Origin of the sequence: Amycolatopsis sp. GA6-003 (assembly GCF_046267895.1) — a bacterium.
Taxonomy (GTDB): domain Bacteria; phylum Actinomycetota; class Actinomycetes; order Mycobacteriales; family Pseudonocardiaceae; genus Amycolatopsis.
Map to the genome: position 1 here is coordinate 661,173 of NZ_CP176499.1, position 17,779 is coordinate 678,951.

Genomic DNA, 17,779 nt, shown 5'->3' on the forward strand with positions numbered 1-17,779 from the left:
GCTGCGCGCCCCGCCGGGAACGGCGGGCCTTCGAGTGCGGCCCGGCTCGCCGTGGTGCGGGATAGTCTACGATTGTCGGATAAAAAATCAACGGGCCGGATGCGTTCGTTATGTCCCGGCCCCGGCGCCGTTTTCAGACGGCGTCGGCGACCAGAACGCGCGGGCTTCCGGGCAGTGCGAGAACATCGCATACGCGCCATCCTGCACCGTCCAGCCATTCGCGGACTTCCGCCTCCGGATAGACGACGGTTCCGTCGATCACGAAGTACTCCCCCGCGTGCAGCGCGTCGATCGGGCGCTGCCGTTCGTCGTCGTCGAGGAAGAAGTCCAGCAGCAGCAACGTCGCGCCGTCCCCGGCGGCCGCGCGCGCGTTCGCCAGGATTTTCCGGTTCTGCTCCGCGGTGAACCGGTGTACCACGTGGTTCACCATCACCAGATCGTGCTGGCCGCCCGGTTCCGCGGATTCCGTCGGCGCGGGGTCGATGCTCGCGCGGTCCGCGCATCCGGCCGCATTCACCGCGTCGGCGATCCCTTGCGTGGACTCGGGTCCGAAAACGAAACGGGCGGTCAGTGCGGGATTCGCCCGCAACGCGCCGATCGCGAATTCCGGCGACAATCCGCCCAGGTCGAGCAGGCTGCGGTAGGGCGAGAAATCGAATGCGCGCGCGAGCATCGACGCGTGCAGCGCGTTGTAGCGCATCACGCCGGCCATGAAGGTCGCCCAGCGGCCCTCGTCCATCTGAAGGTCGCCGGGTTTGCCACTGTCCACAGTGGTGTCGAACTGGAGCCAGTGGCCGTAGCTGATTTCGTTGAGGAAGGTCAGGAACGGCGCCAGATCCGTAGCGCCGTCCCCGCCCAGGTACTCCCGCGCGTCCTCGGCCAGCGCGTAACGGCCGTCCGTGCGCTCCAGCAGGCCGCGCGCGTTCATCGCGTCGGCGAGGATCCGGGTCAGCTGCTCGCCCTTGCCGGTGGCGGCGGCGAGTTCCGCCGCGGTGCGCGGACCGTCGGCGAGCGCGCGGAACAAGCCGATCCGCGAGGCGGCGAACAACTGTTTCGCGCCCATGTACCCGATGGCGATGTCGACGATGCGGTCCGGCGCTGGTTTCGTCATGTGGCGGCTCCTCACGGCGTCGGGGGTGCCTCTCCGGGCACCCCGGGGAGCTTTAGTCTACGCACGTCGACAAAAAACACCAGCCCCTTCACCAGGTTCCGTCGGCGGCGACTTCGCGGTCGAGCCACAACTCCTTGGTCAGCTCGCGGATCCGGTCCGCGCCGACGCGCCTCAGCAAGGCGATCCCGCCCGCGTTGTCCTCCAGCTGCGCCTGCCGCGACACGCCCACGAGGACGTTGGCAGTCGCGGGATTGGCCAGGCAGAAGGCAATTCCCAGCTGCGCGGGCGACGCGTCGAGTTCGGCGGCGATCCGTTGCACGGCCGGCCAGGCGGCGGCGATTTTCTCCCGGATGCCGCCGACGTCCGCGCCGATCTTGCGATTCGGCTTCACATTCCCGACGAGCAGCCCGCCTTCGAAAATGTCCGACGCCTGCAGCGTCAGCTCTCCGGAAGAGAACAGCGGCGCATAGAATTCGCCCTCGGCCATCGACCGCCGCGCGAGCCCGTACTTCAGCTGCGCGAAGGACGGCGGCGCAACGCCTTGTTTGCGCGCAACGGCAATAGCCGTGCGGAGATCGTCAATGCGCCAATTGTTCACACCCCACGCGCGGAACCGGCCAGCTTCCATCTGTTCGGCGACGTCCGCGACGACCCGCTCGAGGTCGATTTCGCCGAAGTAGTCGCCGACCACGACCAAATCCGCCGATTCGACGCCGACGCGTTCCAGCGAGGTGTTCATCTGCTGCGCGAAGCCGACGTTCGGGTAGTCCCAGAGCCAGAGTTTCCCGCAGTAGAGCCAATCTTCGCGAGCGAGACCGGCCTCGCGCACCGCGCGGCCGAAGATCTGGTCGGTCGTGGAGCCCTCGGCGTGCGGGCCCATGTCGTAGTGCGCGACGTCGAAGAAGGCGAGCCCGAGTTCGGCCGCGCGGGCGATCAGCGCGACCGCGTCGCCGAACTCCATCCGGTCCCAGGTGTTCCACGAGCCGAGCGACAACGCCGGCACGCGCGGGAACGCCGGGCCCAGTCCAGGTCGATCCGTCGCCACGATTCCTCCTGCGGTTCAAAGGATTTATTTTCTACGCTCGTATACTATAAGCCCGCGAACCCCGCTCCCGGCGAAAGGAAACGACGATGCCCGCTGCCCGTACCGTGCTGATCACCGGAGGCGCCGGCGGCATCGGCCGCGCGATCGGCGCCGCCTTCGCCCAGGCCGGCGATTCCGTCGTGCTCGCCGACCTCGACGGCGCCGAAGAAGCCGCCAAACCGCTTGGCGGGCGCGGAATCCGGCTCGACATCACCGACGAGGCGGCGATCTCCGCGGCGCTCGACGAGGTCGGTCCGGTCGACGTCCTGGTCAACAACGCCGGTCTGCTCAGCGTCCACGGCCGGTTGCTGGACCTGCCCGGTGCGGACCTGCTGCGCATTCTTTCGACCAACGTGCACGGCACGTTCCTGATGACGCAGCTGGTCGCCCGCCGGATGGTCGAGCGCGGCGAACCGGGCGTCGTGGTGAACCTGTCCTCGATCGGCGGACGGCAGCCGACGCCGGGAATGGGCGGTTACGAAAGCAGCAAGGCGGCGGTGGACGCGCTGACCCGCTGGGCGGCAATCGAGTTGGCGGAGCACAGGATCCGGGTGAACGCGGTCGCTCCCGGCCCGGTCGCGACGCCGATGCTAGCCGCCGCGATGCCGCCCGGCTCGCCCGCGCACGACGCGTGGGTCGCGCGGATCCCCGACGGCCGGATGGCCTCGGTCGAGGACGTCGCCGCGGCGGTGGTATTCCTGGCGAGCCCGGCCGCCGCGCACATCACCGGCACGAGCCTCCCGGTGGACGGCGGCCAGCTGCTCACCTGACCCGGCTGTCCGTGCGGGGAACCTCAGAGGGTGTTGTGGAACCCGGTGATCGGCTCGGTGTGTCGGTGGTGGTAGCCGGTCCGGTGTGGTGATCATCGGGTCGGGTGTGCGTCTGTGTGTGCAAGCTGTCGTATGACTCGTCGTTGACCGATGCGCAGTGGGCGGCGGTGGAGCCGTTGCTGTCGCGAACGCATCCGCGTCTGGGCAGGCGGCCGCGGGTGCGTTCGCGTCGGCTGGTGTCGGCTACGACGCGGGGAAACGGGCACGGGGCCGGAACGGCATCCGCTGGTCGACACGCTCGGGCTGATCCTGGGCGAGGCCATGATCCAGTTCGCGATGGTCCGGCTGATGGCCGCGCGCCTCGCCGACGAACACATCGAACCCCGCGGCCCCATCGACACCGAAGCCGCCCGCCGCCTAACAGAAGACCCCAACGACTAAACCACTCAGGTTCCGCACCACCCTCTGAAGGACTCTGATTCCTTCAGGGTTCCCCGCACGGACGTCACGCAAGGCCCGAGCGGTCGTACACGATCTGTCCATCCAGGACAGTCAGGTCGACTTCGACCCCGGGCAGCTCAGCGGGCGTCACCGAGAACGGATCCGCGGACAACACGCACAGATCGGCCGCCATCCCCGGCTCGAGCGTGCCCTTCCACGCCGCCGCACCGTCCTGCCGAGCCGGGTGCACGGTGTAGCAGCGAAGCAGGGTCTCCATCCGCTGCCGCACATCCTCGGCCGGGCCCATCCACTGGTCCGCGGCGGCGATTTCCTTGCGCCAGTCCGGCGGGAGCACCGGGGCGTCCGACGTCAGGCACAGCGGGATCCCGGCGTCCAGCGCGTCCCGCAGCGGCCACGCGGTGTCCGAACTGCCCGGCCCGAGCGCCGCGTCGACCACCGAGGCGGTCCGCACCGCGATCCCGGCCTGTGCGGACAGCCCGACCCCCAGCCGGGCCATCCGCTTGAGCTGCTCCGCGTTGACCAGGTCGCCGTGGATGACGTAGTGCCCGAGGTCGACGTCGCGCTCCTCGCGGGCCCGTTCGACGGCGTCCAGCATCAGCTCGATCGCCCGGTCGCCGGTCGCGTGCACGCCGACCTGCAGTCCGGCCTCGTGCGCGGTGCGGACCATCCGGGTGAAGTTCTCCTCGCGCTCCGGGTCGTCCGCGCCGCCGACGAGCAGGTGCGCATGGCTGCCGTCGGCGTAGCAGTGGTGGGTGTAGGCCGAGCGCATCGGCGGGATGCCGTCGGCGAAGATCTTCACCCCGCGGAAGTTCAGCCGGCGCGGGTCCGGACCCGGTCCGTCCACTGTGGCCAGTCCGGCGCGGAAGTTGTCGAACGTGCTCGGACCGTCGAGTTCGCCGTACAGCCAGAGCGCGGTCACCCGCGCCCGCAACAGCCCTTCGGCGGCCAGTTCCCGGTACTGCTCGACGACGGACATGCCGAACGCGCCGAGGTGCCCGTCGTCCTCCCCCGGGCCCAGACCGGGTTCGGTGTAGCTCGTAATGCCCAGTGCGGCAAGGATTTCGCCCGCGCGGAGGATGGCCGCCCGGCGTTCGGCGGCGGTGCGCAGCGGCTTTTCCGGGCCGGGTCCGGGCGCGCCTTCGTCGGCGAACAGCGTGTCCGGCCACAGCGCGCCGAGCCACGTGGCGTGCAGGTGCGCGTCGTTGATGCCCGGCAGCACCGCGCGGTCGCCGAGGTCGAGCACTTTCGTGCCGGGTCCGATCAGCTCCCGCGTCTCCGCGTCGGTTCCGGCGCGCAGCACGCGTCCGTCCCGCACGGCCAGCGCGGTCGCGGGCGCGGCGCCGGCCATGGTGTGCACCGCCGCTGCCCGCAAGACGAGATCCGCAACTGAGGTCGGCACAGGCGCTCCTGGAGGGGATTCGGGGACTCGACATTTTTGTCGACGTCCGTAGACTAACCCATCGTCCGGTCCCGCAGGGCCCGCCAGTCCCCGGAAAGGTTCCCCATGACCGTCCCGACTTCCACCCGCGCCGCGGTGCTGACCGAGCACGGCGCGCCGCTGGAGCTGACCGAACTCCCGCTGCCCGCCGACCTCGAGGCCGGCGCGGCGCTGGTCCGCGTCTCGTGCGCGACGCTGTGCGGCACGGACGTGGAGATCTGGTCCGGGAAGATGAGTTTCCCGGGCATGCTGCCGATGGTGCTCGGCCACGAAATGGTCGGCGAGGTCGTGGCGGCCGGGCCGGACACGCGCGACGCGCTCGGCCGCGCGATCGCCGTCGGGTCCCGGATCGGCTGGTCGGAATCCACCTGCGGCGAGTGCTACGGCTGCACGGTGCTGCGCGAACCGGTCGCGTGCTCGCGTCGCGGCTACGGATTCCTGCAGCGATCCGACGTCGCGCCGTTCGCGACCGCCGGGCTGTGCGAGTACGCCTACGTCGTCCCCGGCGCGGCGAAGCTCCTCCTGCCCGCCGAAGTGCCGGACACCTGGGCCGCGATGGCCGGGTGCGCGGCGAAAACCGTGCTGCGCGCGTTCGACCGCGTCGGCGGGGTTCGGCCCGGATCCCGCGTCGTGGTGCAGGGATCGGGTGCGCTGGGCCTGTTCGCGACCGCGGTCGCGCATCTGAGCGGGGCGGGTCGCGTCATCACCGTCGGCGCTCCCGCTTCGCGGCTGGAGCTGGCGAAGGAATTCGGCGCGGACGAGGTGGTCGACGTCGCGGGCGGTTCGGACGCGATCGTCGAGCGCGTCGCCGAACTCACCGGCGGACACGGCGGCGACCTCGTGCTGGACTTCGCCGGCGCGCCGTCGGTCGGCCGCGAGGCGGTCGCGATGGCGGCGCAGCGCGGGCGGGTCGTGGTCGTCGGCAGCACCGGGCCGGAGCCGACGCCGGTCCCGCTCGGCACGGTGATGGGCAAGGAACTGACCGTCGTCGGTTCGCTCAACGGCGACATCGCCGACTACCACCACGCGATCGAGTTCTTCGGCACGTTCGCCGCCCGGATGCCGTGGGACCGGCTGTTCGGCAGCCCGGTCGGCCTGTCCGGCGCGAGCGAGCGGATCGAGGCCATGCACCGCCTCGACGAGACGAAAGCCGTCGTCGACCCCCGGCTTCCCTGATCGACCGTTTCCCTTACGAGCCAAGGAGGTCTCGTGTCCGCATCGTCGCCCCTTCCCCGCCGCAAGGTCGGCACGTCCGGGTTGGACGTTTCGCTGCTCTCGCTCGGTTCCTGGCACACCTACGACCGGATGGATTTCGCCGACGCGGTCGCGATGATCCGCGCCGCGGTCGAAGCCGGCGTGAACCTGTTCGACGTCGGCGTCTACGGCATGCCCGGCCACCCGCCGGTGTTCACCGACGTGCTCTGGAGCGCGATCGTCCGCGCCGCCGGCATTCCGCGCGAGGACTACCTGGTCTCGGCGAAGCTGTGGATCGAAGGCTTCGGCGACCAGGGATTCCGGCCGCAGCTGGAAAACGCGTTCCTGCGCGGCGGTTTCGACGTCGCCGATCTGGTGATCCTCGGCGACCTGCGCCGCGACGACGTCGCGCTGGAGGACCTGGTCGAAGACCTCGCCGGGCTGGCCCGCTCCGGGCTGATCCGGGCCTGGGGCGTGAACAACTGGTCGGCCGGGAACATCGCGCGGCTGCGCGAAATCGCCGAGGCGCTGAAGGTGCCGGGCCCGCAGATCGCGCAGCTGAAGTACAGCATCGGCCGCCGGTCCATTCCGGACGGCGAACCGTTCGCCCGGCTGTTCGCCGACGGTTTCGTCATGCAGGCCTCGGACGTCCTCGAAGGCGGCATCCTCGCCGGGCGGACCAAGCTGACCCGCGAGATCGGCCGCGACCCCGGCGACGTCCGCGAGCGGATCACCCGCGACGCCCCCCAGGTCGTCAAGGTCGCGGAGGAACTCGGCACCAGCGCGGCCCGCCTCGCGGTCGCGTTCACGCTGACGCATCCGGCGAACGTCACGACCCTCTTCGGCGCGACCCGGATGGAGCAGCTGGAGGACAACCTCGCCGCGGTCGACCTGGTCGAGAAGGTCGGGGCCGAGCAGATCCGCGCGCTGGTGGAACCGTTCTGGGCCGACCGCGACGCCGTCGATCCCGAAGGCCCCTGACCCGCCGTCCCCCGTCCTCGCGTCCGTGAGGCGGTTCCCCTCACGGACCGCACCCGCCCGCCCGGCCCAGGAGGCTGCCTTGACCTATCCCCCCGTCCCGTTCGACCCGGAGATCGAGCCCGCGCTCGCCGAGATCGTTCCGGCCGACGCCCCGCCGTTCACGCGAGAGACGATCCCCGGCCTTCGCCGCGCGATGGCCGACATGTTCCCGCCCGCCGCGGAAGTCGTCGGCGACGCACCGGTGACCGTCGTCGAACAGACCATCCCCGGCCCGGAAGGCGCGCCGGACCTGGAAATCACCATCCTGTCCCCGCACGAGAACGACGGCGCGCTGCCGGTGCTCTACAACATCCACGGCGGCGGCATGATGGTCGGCCACCGCAACATGGACGTCGGCCGGTTGCTGGCGTTGGTGCTGGAGCTGAACGTGGTGGCGGTGAACGTCGAATACCGGCTCGCGCCCGAGCACCCGCACCCCGCGCCGGTCGAGGACTGCTACGCCGGTCTGGTGTGGACAGTCGAGCACGCCGACGAACTGGGCGTGGACCCGTCGCGCGTCGTGGTGATGGGCGGCAGCGCAGGAGGCGGTCTCGCCGCCGCGGTCTCGCTGCTGGCCCGCGACCGCAAGGGCCCGGCCATCGCGGGCCAGCTGCTGCTGTGCCCGATGATCGACGACCGCAACACGACCGTCGCGAGCCAGCAGTACTCCGGGATCGGCACCTGGACGCGAGAATCGAACCTCGCCGGATGGAAGTCGCTGCTGGGCGACGCGGCCGGCACCGACGACGTCTCCCCCTATGCCGCCCCGGCGCGCGCGACCGATCTGTCCAATCTGCCTCCGGCGTTCATCGAGGTCGGCAGCGCGGAACCGTTCCGCGACGAGGACACCGAGTACGCGCTGCGGATCTGGGCGACCGGCGGACAGGCCGAACTGCACGTGTGGGCGGGCGCCTTCCACGGGTTCGACATGTACGTGCCGGACTGGCCGATCAGCAAGGCCGCCCTCGAAACCCGGAACTCGTGGCTGCGCCGGATCCTCGGGAAGGCAGGCAAATGAGCATCCCTCCGGTGCCCTACGACCCGGAGCTGGAGCCCGGACTGGCCGCGTTCCTCGACCTGGTCGAGCGGATCCCGCTGCGCGCCGACACGATTCTGGCCAACCGCGCGCATTTCGCGACGATCATCCCGCCCGCCGAGCAGATCGTCGGGGACCGCCCGGTCGAGCTGAGCGAGCACACCGTGCCCGGTCCCGAAGGCGCGCCGGACATCGTGCTTACCGTCGTGCGTCCCGCCTCGGGAGCCGCCGGCGCACCCGCGCTGTACAGCATCCACGGCGGCGGAATGGTGCTGGGCAACCGGTTCTTCGGCCTGGACGGCCTGATCGACGACGTCCTGCGGTTCGGCGCGGTCGGCATCTCCGTGGAATACCGGCTGGCCCCGGAAAACCCGGCCCCAGCCGCCGTCGAAGACTGCTACGCCGGTCTGTTGTGGACAGTCGAACACGCCGAAGAACTCGGTATCGACCCGTCCCGCGTCGTCGTCACCGGGGCCAGTGCGGGCGGCGGCCTGGCCGCGGGCGTCGCCCTGCTGGCCCGAGACCGCAACGGCCCGGCCATCGCCGGGCAACTGCTCGCGTGCCCGATGCTCGACGACCGCAACGAAACGGTCTCCACCCGGCAGTACGACGGAATCGGCGCCTGGGACCGCAACAACAACGACACCGGCTGGAACGCCCTGCTCGGCCCGGCGCGAGGCACCGACGCCGTCTCGCCGTACGCGGTCCCGGCGCGGATGACCGATCTGTCCGGTCTGCCTCCGGCGTACCTGGACGTCGGCGCCGCGGAGATCTTCCGCGACGAGACCACCGAATACGCGCTGCGGATCTGGGCCACCGGCGGACAGGCGGAACTGCACGTCTGGGCGGGCGGCTACCACGGTTTCGCCGGTTTCTCCCCCGAAGCGGAGGTCTCGCGTTCCGCGGTCGCGGCCCGGCTGTCGTGGCTGCGCCGGATCCTGCGTGCCGGATGAAGCGAGTCCAGACCGAGCCGGGCCCGGTTTTGCCCAACAACCGCCCGGGCGCGCTCCGGATAGCAGTCGTGCTGGGGCTGCTGGAGGTCTTCGGCCCGATCTCCATGGACCTCTACCTGCCGGCGCTCCCCCAGCTGGCCGACGACCTCCGGGCCGGGCAGAGCCTCGCGCAGGCGACCATGTCGGTGTGCATGCTCGGCTTGGCGTTCGGCCAGCTCGTCGTAGGCCCGCTGAGCGACCGCTTCGGCCGGCGACGGCCGCTGCTGACCGGGATCGGGCTGTTCACCGTGCTGTCTGTGGTGTGCGCGTTCGCCCCGTCGGTCGAGGTGCTGCTCGCCGCGAGATTCCTCCAAGGATTGTGCGGTTCGGCTGGGATCGTGCTGTCGCTGGCCGTTGCCCGAGACCTAGCCGAAGGCGTCGAACTGGTGCGGCTGCTGGCCTTGCTGACCACCGTCGGCGCGCTGGCACCGATCGTCGCCCCGGTGATCGGCGGACAATTGGCGGCAATCATCGGCTGGCGCGGCATCTTCGGCGTCCTGGCCGGAATCGGCGCGGCCCTGCTGATCGTCGCCGCGACCGCGTTGCCGGAGAGCCTGCCACCCGAGGCACGACATCCGCGGCGCGGCAGCGGCGAGTTCCGGCTCCTGCTGAAAGACCCGCTGTTCCTGGGCTTCCTGCTCGTAAGCACTTGCGGCGGCGCGGCGTTCTTTACTTACCTGGCGTCGATCAGCTTCGTGCTGCAGGACGGATTCTCGTTGTCGCCGCAACTGTTCAGCGCCTGCTTCGCGGCGAACGCGGTGATGTCCGTACTCGGCGCACAAGTGAACCGAGCAGCAGTGCGCCGAGCGGGTCCGGTCCGGATGTACGTGCTGGGCACGACCTTCACCGCGGCAGCCGCGCTGACGATGCTGGGAGCGGTGTTGTTCGGAGCGGGGCTGGCAGCGTTGCTGATTCCGTTGGCACTGCTGATGTTCGCGGGCGGCACCACGCAGGCGAACGGCAACGCACTAGCCCTGGCCAACCACGGCCAGCGAGCCGGAACCGCAGCCGCGCTGCTCGGAACGTCGTCGTTCGCGATCGGCCCGATTGTCGCACCGCTGGTATCGCTGAGCGGGACGACGCCGTTGTCGATGAGCCTGACCATGACGGTGGCGTACGGAATCGCGACGATGCTGCTGTGGTTGGCGGTATTGCCCCGGCTGCGCCGATCAGGGGCTTGACTCGAACACGAGCTGACCGTCCTCCTCGCCGACCTCCCGGAACCCCGCCTTCTCCAGCACCCGGCAGCTCGCCGCGTTCCCCGGCAGCACATACGCCCGCAGCTCCGCCGCGAGTGCGGGCTCCGGATGGTCGTAATGCCACCGCCGCAACGCCTGCGTCAGCTCCGTGGCCAGCCCCGCACCCCACGCCGCGCGCGTCAGCACATAGCCGACTTCCCGGTGCCCGCTGCGATGGGCGATCCCGAACCCCGCCCGGCCGAGAAATCCCGCGGCGCCCTCGACGCGCCATTTCGACCAGCCGCGCGTCCGGTGTTCGGCGATGAACGTCTCCAGCCGTTCGCGGGTCGCCTCCCGGGTCTGGGGGCCGGTCGTCAGGTGTTGCATGACCGCGTCGTCGGCGTGCAGTTCGGCGAGCTCGTCCAGGTCTTCGGGCAGCCAGGTGGTCAGGCGCAGCCGCGGGGTGCGGAGGATTTCTTCCCGGGCGGTCACCACCCCGGGTGGTACGGCGTCGGCGGGGTTTTCGGCAGCAGCCACGCACCCGTCGCCCGGTGCGCGGCCAGCACGATCGCGGCGACCGGGACGATCAGCCACAGGAAGCCGCTCGGGAAGGTCATCTGCAGGGTCGGCGGCGCGCTCTTGCGGACGAAGCTGGAACCCAAGCCGACGATCATCAGCACCACGATGTCCAGCACCGCCAGGCTGGCGCCGACGAGCACGCAGATCCGGCCTGCCTGCGAACGCTTGAACAGGCCGATCGCGCCGGCGACCGCCAGTGCCGCGATCGCCAGGTACAGCGCACCGACGATGCCGACGGAAAGCAGCCTGGACGAGGACGGATTGTCGATCATCCGGATCACCGCCACGATGAAGCCGATCGTGCCCACGAGGCCGATCACCGAGGACAGCGTCGCGGCGGCGACGGCGGTCGCCCCGAAGTACGCGGTCGGCGGCGGCTGCGCCGGGAACTGGCCGCTGTACGGGGGCTGCCCGCCGTAGGCAGGCGGCAACGGCGAGTACTGCGGCGGCTCCGCGCCGGGGTAGGGCTGCGGCGGTTGCGTCACGACGGCGGTTCCTCCGGGGGTCAGGAAGACATTCGCGGCTCATCCTGCCAGGTCAGCCGCGCCTTTCCGGGCCGATTGCCCGAACGGGCGACACGCGGTTCGCCGGCACCTCTCGCGATGCGGCCAGATAGGTGTTACCTTAGGTAACAGTGAATCGCGGTAACGCCTAATCAATGTCGCTCAGGGAGGACCGTATGACCAGCGCAGACGTGCAGCGAGCACCGGAGGCAGCCTTGTCCGGCCGGCACGAGACCGCGCAGCGGCTGCTCGACTCCTCCGCGACCCTGTCGTACGACCCGGCCACCGAGGTCGACTGGGAAACCCCGCTGGACAAGGACTTCCACGGGGCCAGCCCGGAGTGGAGCACCCTCTACGGCACGAGCTACTGGGCCGAGATGACCCCGGAGCAGCAGAAGGAACTGACCCGCCAGGAGGCGGCGTCGGTGGCGAGCACCGGGATCTGGTTCGAGATGATCCTGCAGCAGATGGTGCTGCGCGATTTCTACGCCAAGGACCCGACCGACCCGGCGTTCCAGTGGGCGCTCACCGAGATCGCCGACGAATGCCGCCACTCGATCATGTTCGCCCGCGGCGCGCAGAAGCTCGGCGCTCCCCCGTACCGGCCGCGCCGGCTCGCCGTCGAACTGGGCCGCGTTTTCAAGGCGGTCGCCAGCGGCGAAGCGGCGTACGCGGCGATCCTGGTCGCCGAAGAGGTCCTCGACGTGATGCAGCGCGACTGGATGCGCGACGAGCGTGTGGTCCCGTTCGTGCGCACCATCAACAACATCCACGTCGTCGAAGAGTCGCGGCACATGAAGTTCGCCCGCGAGGAGACCCGCCAGCAGCTGGAGGGCGCGGGAGCCGTGCGCCGCCAGGTCAACGCGCTGGTCATCGCGATCGCGTCGTACTTCATCGTCAGCAGCATGGTCAACCGCGACGTGTACAAGAACGCCGGGCTGGACACCGAGCGCGCGGTGCGCGAGGCGAAGGCCAACGAGCACCACAAGTCGATGATGCGGTCGAGCTGTGCCGGGCTGATGGAGTTCCTCGGCTCGTGCGGGCTGCTCACCAAGCCGGCTCTGGTGTTCTACAAGCGGGCGAATCTGATCTGACATGGCCTTCGCGATCACCCAGACCTGCTGCAACGACGCGACGTGCGTGTCGGTGTGCCCGGTCAACTGCATCCATCCGACGCCGGACGAACCGGACTTCGGCACCACCGAGATGCTCTACGTCGACCCGGCGTCCTGCATCGACTGCGGCGCGTGCGCCGACGCGTGCCCGGTCGACGCGATCTTCCCGGTGGATCTGCTGACCGACTCGCTGAAGGTATACGCGGGCATCAATGCGGACTTCTTCGCCGACCGCCCGGCGGCCGCCGCGAACCCGGCGCCGAACTTCCACCGGTGGGGCCCGCCGACGTTCGACCGCGAGATCCCGAGCGACCTGGAGCCCGCGGACGTGGCCGTCGTCGGCACCGGCCCGGCCGGGATGTACGCGGTGGAAGACCTGTTGCTGCACACCAACGCGCGGGTCACGCTGATCGACCGGCTGCCGGTCGCGGGCGGGCTGGTGCGCTTCGGCGTCGCCCCGGACCACCCGGACACCAAGCGGATCGGCGAGGCTTTCTCGCGGTTGCACCAGCACCCGCGGCTGAAGCTGAAGCTCGGCGTCGAGGTCGGCCGCCACGTGACGGTGGACGAGCTGGCCGAACGCCACGACGCGGTGATCTACGCGGTCGGTGCGTCGTCCGCGCGCACGCTCGGCCTCGCCGGCGAGGACCTGCCCGGCAGCCTCGCCGCGACGACGGTCGTGGCCTGGTACAACGGCCATCCGGACGTCCCCGCCGACGCGGTCGACCTGTCCGCGGAGCGAGTGGTGCTGATCGGCACCGGCAACGTCGCGCTGGACGTCGCCCGGATCCTCACCGCCGACCCGGACGAGCTCGACGGCACCACCATCGCCCCGCACGCCCTGGAACGCTTGCGCTCCAGCAAGGTCCGCGAGGTGGTGCTGCTCGCCCGCCGGGGCCCGGAGGACGCCGCCTACACCTCGCCGGAGCTGATCGCGCTGGCCCAGCGGGCGAACGTGCCGCTCGTGGTCGACGCCGAAGACCCGCGCACCGCCGCGGCGATCGACGCGGGCGCCGGAAAAGCCGCGCTGCTGAAGGACTTGGACCGCGAGCCGATCGACTGGACCGCCCCTCCCGCGGACGGCCCGCGCCGGATCGTGCTGCGCTTCCACTCGGCTCCGCTGGAGATCACCGGCGACCGCCACGTGCGCGGCCTGCGGGCCGACGGGCCTTCCGGTCCGGTCGAGATCGCGGCCGGCCAGGTCGTGCGCGCCGTCGGCTACCGCGGCCGCCCGGTGCCCGGGCTCCCGTTCGACGACGCGGCCGGAACCATCCCGAACACCGCGGGCCGGGTCGAAGGCCGGACCGGCGCGTACGTGGTGGGCTGGATCAAGCGCGGCCCGTCGGGCGGCATCGGCGCGAACCGGACCTGCGCACGGGAAACGGTGGCGACGCTGCTGGCGGACATCACCTCCGGCGCGGTTCCGCTGCGGGGACGGCGCTCGCCGATCGCGGCGCTGGCTGCCCGGTTCCGGGGCCGCTGAGCGAGTTCTGCCTTCGAAGCCCGGCCGCGATTCCCGTCGCGGCCGGGGCTTCGTGCGTCGCGGCCCGATGCGTGCGTTGCCGGATTGTCGGACAACCCGGCGATGTCCTCCTCGGCCCGAGCGTCGCGCTCGCGACCTAGACCCCGCCCTCGCCGCCAGCCAGGTCCACCGCGTGGCCCGCCGACCCGCCGCCCTCGCCTGGCCCGAAGCCGCCAGCAGCTGACCGGCGCCCTGCCGAGCGATTTTCCTTGACCGGGCAAGAGATCCGATCACTCCGTTTTCCGCCGAGCCGCCAGAGTCTCCTCCACCTCGGGCACCCAGAAGCTCAGCTCCAGCGTCTTCACGTTCGCCCAGTGCGTCAGCACGCGGCTCTGCGCGACCAGCACCGGGCACGCCACCGCGAACAGCGCCGCCGCGCACGCCGCGAACACCCGGTGCGGCCCGGCGATCAGCTCCACCGCCGACGCTACGAACCCGAACGCCATCGCCGGGCTGGAATTGCGCAGCATCAGGCCGGTGGTGCGCACGCGCGTCGCCTCCATCGCCGCGTCCGCGTCGTGCAGCTGCAGCGCCGAAAGCAGCAGAAACGAATCCGCCTCGACGAACGCGCATCCGCGCGCGGCGGGATTGCGGCGCAGGAACTCCTCCCGCGCATTCCGCTTCCGCCGCCGCGGCAGCCACCTCGACACCCGCGCGCCCAGCGGGTACGCCAGGTACCCGAGCAGGTAGCTGGCCACCACGATCCCGATCACCACGACCACGCCCGGCCCTCGGGCGACAGCGGCCAGGTCGACCCAGTGCAGCCGTCCGGCGACGTAGGCCAGCACCGCCAGATGCAGGGCGCCCGGGATCGCGTAGGTGAAGATGTCGAAGAGTCCGATCGCGAAAGTCACCCGGCGATCCAACTACGACCGGGCCCCTCCCGGCACGGCTTTGCGGCGATCAGGCCGACGAACCGCCTCCCCTGGCGAGCGCCTGCACGCGGTTCATCGGGCCGTTGTAGTAGTTCTGGTCGCCGGGGAGGCTGCCGGTGCGGGAGAACTGCCAGATGCTCTGCTTGTCCCAGCCCGCCGGGAGTTCGCCGATCTCCGGGGCGTACCGGGCCAGCCACAGCGGGTTGGTGTCGCCGAATCCGCCCGCGTTGCCGGTGCAGAGCTTCCACCACGACGTCGAGGTGTAGATGATCGCGCTGCGCCGCTGTTTCGCCAGGTACCGGCGGGTGAAGTCGGCGATCCACGCGGTCATGTCGGCCTGGCTTTTGCCGTAGCAGGCGTCGCCGTAAGGGTTGTACTCGATGTCCAGCGCGCCCGGCAGCGTCGTGCCGTCGCCGCGCCACGCGCCTCCGTGGGCGATGAAGTAGTCCGCTTGCTGGGCGCCGCTGGAGACGTCCGGGCGGGCGAAGTGGTACGCGCCGCGGATCAGGCCCGCGTTGTGCGCGCCGTTGTACTGCTGGTCGAACTGCGGGCTCACGAATCCGGTGCCCTCGGTCGCCTTGACGTAGGCGAACCGGGCGCCCGCTCCGGCGGCCTGGCCCCAGTCGACCGTGCCTTGGTGGCCGCTGACGTCGTGGCCGAGGGTCTGCCCGGCCGCCGGGTCGAGCCGCGGGCTCCCGCTCCGCACGCCCTCGTGGCGCAGAATTTGTGAACCGGCAACGTTTTCGCCGGCCTTCGAGTAGTCCGCGGCCTCGGCCGGTGCGGCGGTCGCGACGCCGCACGCCATCGCCAAGGCCGACGCGGCGGCGGCGAAGCCCAGCCGCCAGGTCTTGTCCGTCGCTGTCCGGGTCACCGAGACTCCGATCTTCACGGCAGCAGGTCCAAGGTCATCTTGGGGCACGACGCGGCGCGGGGCTGGCTGCGTCACCCGGACGTGAACGAGATTCCGATAGCCGGAATTCGCGCCAGTGGTCCAGACAACTGTGACCGAGTTGTGACCGGCGGCGACGAGCGAGGCGTTTAATTTGTTGTGGCCTACCACAAACTTGTTGGCAAATTCCCTACCGGCGGAGGTGTCCCCACGTGAACAGGACTCATCGACCCCGCGGACCCGCGTTGCTCCCGCTGGCGCTGCTCGCCGCGGCCGGGCTCGCCGTCCCCGCCGCGGCGGCCCCAGCGTCCGCGCAGGCGGACTGCACCGGCCAGCCCGACCAGCCGGATTTCGGGCCGAACGTGCACGTTTTCGACCCGGGAATGCCTTCCGCGACGATCCAGGCCCAGCTGGACAAGGACTTCGAGGCGCAGACGGACACGCAGACCGCGCAGTTCGGCCCGGGCCGCGTCGCGCATCTGTTCAAGCCGGGCGCCTACGCGGTGCACGACAACGTCGGCTTCTACACCTCCGTCGCCGGTCTCGGCCGCAATCCGGACGACGTGCAGATCAACGGCGACATCACCGTGGACGCCTTCAACGAGTCCGACCAGGGTTCGGCGCTGCAGAACTTCTGGCGGTCGGCGGAGAACCTGGCCGTCACGCCGTCCAGCGGCAGCGACCGGTGGGCGGCGTCGCAGGCCGCGCCGTTCCGCCGGATGGACATCAAGGGCGGGCTGCAGCTGTTCCCGGCCAGCTACGGCTACGCGAGCGGCGGGTACGTCGCCGACACCCGCGTGTCCGGTCAGGCCGCGTCGGTTTCGCAACAGCAGTGGTACACGCGGGATTCGGCGCTGGGCAGCTGGGACGGCGGCGTGTGGAACATGGTCTTCTCCGGGACCACCGGCGCGCCAGCCACCTCGTTCCCGAACCCGCCGGAAACCACGCTCGCGACCACGCCGGTTTCGCGCGACGTGCCGTACCTGTATGTGGACGAGGGCGGCGACTACCGCGTCTTCCTGCCGTCGCTGCGCACGAACGCGTCCGGACCGAGCTGGGCGAACGGCGGCACGCCCGGCGAATCCGTCCCGATGAGCCAGTTCCGCGTCGTGAAGCCCGGCGACACCGCGGCGAGCATCAACAGCTCCCTCGACTCCGGCTGCAACCTGTTCTTCACCCCCGGCACCTACCACCTCGACCAGACGCTGAACGTGACCCGCCCGGGCACGACCGTGCTCGGCATCGGCTATCCGACGCTGATCCCGGACAACGGCGTCGACGCGATGCACGTGTCCGATGTGGACGGTGTGCGGGTGAAGGGCCTGCTGTTCGACGCGGGCGTCCAGAACTCGCCGGCCCTGCTGACCGTCGGCGAAAGCGGCAAGCACACGAGCCACGCGGCGAACCCGACGTCGCTGCAGGACGTGTTCTTCCGGGTCGGCGGCGACCTGGCCGGGAAGGCGACCACCAGCCTGGTGGTGAACAGCGACGACACGATCGTCGACCACGTCTGGGCGTGGCGTGCCGACCACGGCAAGAGCGGCACGGTCGGCTGGACGACGAATACCGCCGACACCGGGGTGCTCGTCATCGGCGACAACGTGATCGCGACCGGGCTGTTCGTGGAGCATTACCAGAAGTTCCAGGTGGTGTGGAACGGGCAGAACGGGAAGACGATCTTCTTCCAGAACGAAATGCCTTACGACGTCCCGGATCAGGCTTCGTGGAATTCCGCGCCCGGCACCGCGGGATACGCCGCGTACAAGGTCGGCCCGGACGTGACGGCCCACGAGGCGTGGGGGCTGGGCAGCTATTGCTTCTTCGACGCCAACCCGGCGGTTTCGAGCTATCACGCGTTCGAGGTGCCGCAGAACGGCGGGGTGAAGCTGCACAGCCTGCTCACGGTTTCGCTGAACCACCGCGGCACGATCACCCATGTCGTGAACGACACCGGCGACGTGACGCCGGACGGCACCAAGCCAGTCAACGTCCCGAATTATCCGTGATCCGG

The 17,779-nt window shown here is 70.4% G+C and carries 16 protein-coding genes and 1 pseudogene; 10 read left to right on the forward strand and 7 right to left on the reverse strand.

The window, feature by feature from the left end:
* Positions 1 to 133 precede the first annotated feature (133 nt).
* Together F9C12_RS03145 and F9C12_RS03150 are read right to left on the reverse strand one after the other, a co-directional pair.
* On the reverse strand, positions 134 to 1,111 hold the full coding sequence (locus F9C12_RS03145) for a methyltransferase dimerization domain-containing protein (protein ID WP_409464670.1): 978 nt from the start codon (positions 1,109 to 1,111) through the stop codon (positions 134 to 136).
* A gap of 88 nt (positions 1,112 to 1,199) precedes the next feature.
* Positions 1,200 to 2,156 (reverse strand): aldo/keto reductase, encoded by a 957-nt coding sequence (locus tag F9C12_RS03150; RefSeq protein WP_409464671.1) that lies wholly within the window; start codon positions 2,154 to 2,156, stop codon positions 1,200 to 1,202.
* Between the two features lie 86 nt (positions 2,157 to 2,242).
* On the opposite strand from F9C12_RS03150, the gene F9C12_RS03155 reads away from it, so the two are divergent.
* Together F9C12_RS03155 and F9C12_RS03160 are read left to right on the forward strand one after the other, a co-directional pair.
* Entirely contained in the window at positions 2,243 to 2,965 is a 723-nt protein-coding gene (locus tag F9C12_RS03155; RefSeq protein WP_409464672.1) for an SDR family NAD(P)-dependent oxidoreductase, read from the forward strand.
* Positions 2,966 to 3,069: 104 nt separating this feature from the next.
* A pseudogene (locus F9C12_RS03160) lies at positions 3,070 to 3,406 on the forward strand (hypothetical protein).
* Between the two features lie 64 nt (positions 3,407 to 3,470).
* On the opposite strand, the gene F9C12_RS03165 reads toward F9C12_RS03160, so the two are convergent.
* Complete coding sequence (locus F9C12_RS03165; RefSeq protein ID WP_409464673.1) at positions 3,471 to 4,826, reverse strand: amidohydrolase; 1,356 nt, start codon at positions 4,824 to 4,826, stop codon at positions 3,471 to 3,473.
* 105 nt (positions 4,827 to 4,931) lie between these two features.
* On the opposite strand from F9C12_RS03165, the gene F9C12_RS03170 reads away from it, so the two are divergent.
* The 5 genes from F9C12_RS03170 to F9C12_RS03190 all read left to right on the forward strand — a co-directional run bounded on the left by F9C12_RS03170 (position 4,932) and on the right by F9C12_RS03190 (position 10,288).
* Positions 4,932 to 6,041, forward strand: a complete 1,110-nt coding sequence (locus tag F9C12_RS03170) for a zinc-binding dehydrogenase (RefSeq protein WP_409180475.1) — start codon at positions 4,932 to 4,934, stop codon at positions 6,039 to 6,041.
* A gap of 33 nt (positions 6,042 to 6,074) precedes the next feature.
* A complete protein-coding gene (locus F9C12_RS03175) occupies positions 6,075 to 7,040 on the forward strand; it encodes an aldo/keto reductase (RefSeq protein WP_409464674.1) in 966 nt (321 codons plus the stop codon).
* 79 nt (positions 7,041 to 7,119) lie between these two features.
* Positions 7,120 to 8,097 carry an alpha/beta hydrolase gene (locus F9C12_RS03180; protein WP_409464675.1) on the forward strand — a complete coding sequence of 326 codons (978 nt, stop codon included), beginning with the start codon at positions 7,120 to 7,122 and terminating at the stop codon, positions 8,095 to 8,097.
* Positions 8,094 to 9,068: an alpha/beta hydrolase fold domain-containing protein gene (locus F9C12_RS03185; protein ID WP_409464676.1), complete on the forward strand. Its 975-nt coding sequence runs from the start codon at positions 8,094 to 8,096 to the stop codon at positions 9,066 to 9,068. The genes F9C12_RS03180 and F9C12_RS03185 overlap by 4 nt, the downstream gene beginning before the upstream one ends.
* On the forward strand, positions 9,065 to 10,288 hold the full coding sequence (locus tag F9C12_RS03190) for a multidrug effflux MFS transporter (protein ID WP_409464677.1): 1,224 nt from the start codon (positions 9,065 to 9,067) through the stop codon (positions 10,286 to 10,288). Before F9C12_RS03185 ends, F9C12_RS03190 begins: the two co-directional genes overlap by 4 nt.
* Here the strand turns inward: F9C12_RS03190 and F9C12_RS03195 are convergent.
* Positions 10,277 to 10,777, reverse strand: a complete 501-nt coding sequence (locus F9C12_RS03195) for a GNAT family N-acetyltransferase (RefSeq protein WP_409464678.1) — start codon at positions 10,775 to 10,777, stop codon at positions 10,277 to 10,279. The two genes, F9C12_RS03190 and F9C12_RS03195, sit on opposite strands and share 12 nt — an antisense overlap.
* Positions 10,774 to 11,349, reverse strand: coding sequence for a hypothetical protein (locus F9C12_RS03200; RefSeq protein WP_409464679.1), 576 nt, complete (start codon positions 11,347 to 11,349; stop codon positions 10,774 to 10,776). The genes F9C12_RS03195 and F9C12_RS03200 overlap by 4 nt, the downstream gene beginning before the upstream one ends.
* 194 nt (positions 11,350 to 11,543) lie before the next feature.
* Here F9C12_RS03200 and F9C12_RS03205 point away from each other — a divergent pair, with 194 nt between their 5' ends.
* Together F9C12_RS03205 and F9C12_RS03210 are read left to right on the forward strand one after the other, a co-directional pair.
* Positions 11,544 to 12,461: an AurF N-oxygenase family protein gene (locus F9C12_RS03205; protein WP_409180485.1), complete on the forward strand. Its 918-nt coding sequence runs from the start codon at positions 11,544 to 11,546 to the stop codon at positions 12,459 to 12,461.
* Between the two features lies 1 nt (position 12,462).
* Positions 12,463 to 13,965 (forward strand): FAD-dependent oxidoreductase, encoded by a 1,503-nt coding sequence (locus tag F9C12_RS03210; protein ID WP_409464680.1) that lies wholly within the window; start codon positions 12,463 to 12,465, stop codon positions 13,963 to 13,965.
* Positions 13,966 to 14,234: 269 nt separating this feature from the next.
* Here F9C12_RS03210 and F9C12_RS03215 read toward each other — a convergent pair whose 3' ends face one another.
* Both F9C12_RS03215 and F9C12_RS03220 read right to left on the reverse strand, forming a co-directional pair.
* Positions 14,235 to 14,858, reverse strand: coding sequence for a hypothetical protein (locus tag F9C12_RS03215; protein WP_409464681.1), 624 nt, complete (start codon positions 14,856 to 14,858; stop codon positions 14,235 to 14,237).
* A gap of 49 nt (positions 14,859 to 14,907) precedes the next feature.
* Complete coding sequence (locus F9C12_RS03220) at positions 14,908 to 15,684, reverse strand: lysozyme (protein WP_409466957.1); 777 nt, start codon at positions 15,682 to 15,684, stop codon at positions 14,908 to 14,910.
* A gap of 296 nt (positions 15,685 to 15,980) precedes the next feature.
* On the opposite strand from F9C12_RS03220, the gene F9C12_RS03225 reads away from it, so the two are divergent.
* Positions 15,981 to 17,774, forward strand: a complete 1,794-nt coding sequence (locus F9C12_RS03225) for a hypothetical protein (RefSeq protein WP_409464682.1) — start codon at positions 15,981 to 15,983, stop codon at positions 17,772 to 17,774.
* The last annotated feature ends 5 nt before the right edge of the window (positions 17,775 to 17,779 follow it).

Excerpts from the sequence above, each read along its gene's own strand:
- F9C12_RS03185 (WP_409464676.1), top strand. The coding sequence starts at position 8,094 with ATGAGCATCCCTCCGGTGCCCTACGACCCGGAGCTGGAGCCCGGACTG.
- F9C12_RS03170 (WP_409180475.1), top strand. The coding sequence starts at position 4,932 with ATGACCGTCCCGACTTCCACCCGCGCCGCGGTGCTGACCGAGCACGGC.
- F9C12_RS03220 (WP_409466957.1), bottom strand. The coding sequence starts at position 15,684 with ATGGCGTGCGGCGTCGCGACCGCCGCACCGGCCGAGGCCGCGGACTAC.
- F9C12_RS03205 (WP_409180485.1), top strand. The coding sequence starts at position 11,544 with ATGACCAGCGCAGACGTGCAGCGAGCACCGGAGGCAGCCTTGTCCGGC.
- F9C12_RS03210 (WP_409464680.1), top strand. The coding sequence starts at position 12,463 with ATGGCCTTCGCGATCACCCAGACCTGCTGCAACGACGCGACGTGCGTG.
- F9C12_RS03190 (WP_409464677.1), top strand. The coding sequence starts at position 9,065 with ATGAAGCGAGTCCAGACCGAGCCGGGCCCGGTTTTGCCCAACAACCGC.
- F9C12_RS03145 (WP_409464670.1), bottom strand. The coding sequence starts at position 1,111 with ATGACGAAACCAGCGCCGGACCGCATCGTCGACATCGCCATCGGGTAC.
- F9C12_RS03155 (WP_409464672.1), top strand. The coding sequence starts at position 2,243 with ATGCCCGCTGCCCGTACCGTGCTGATCACCGGAGGCGCCGGCGGCATC.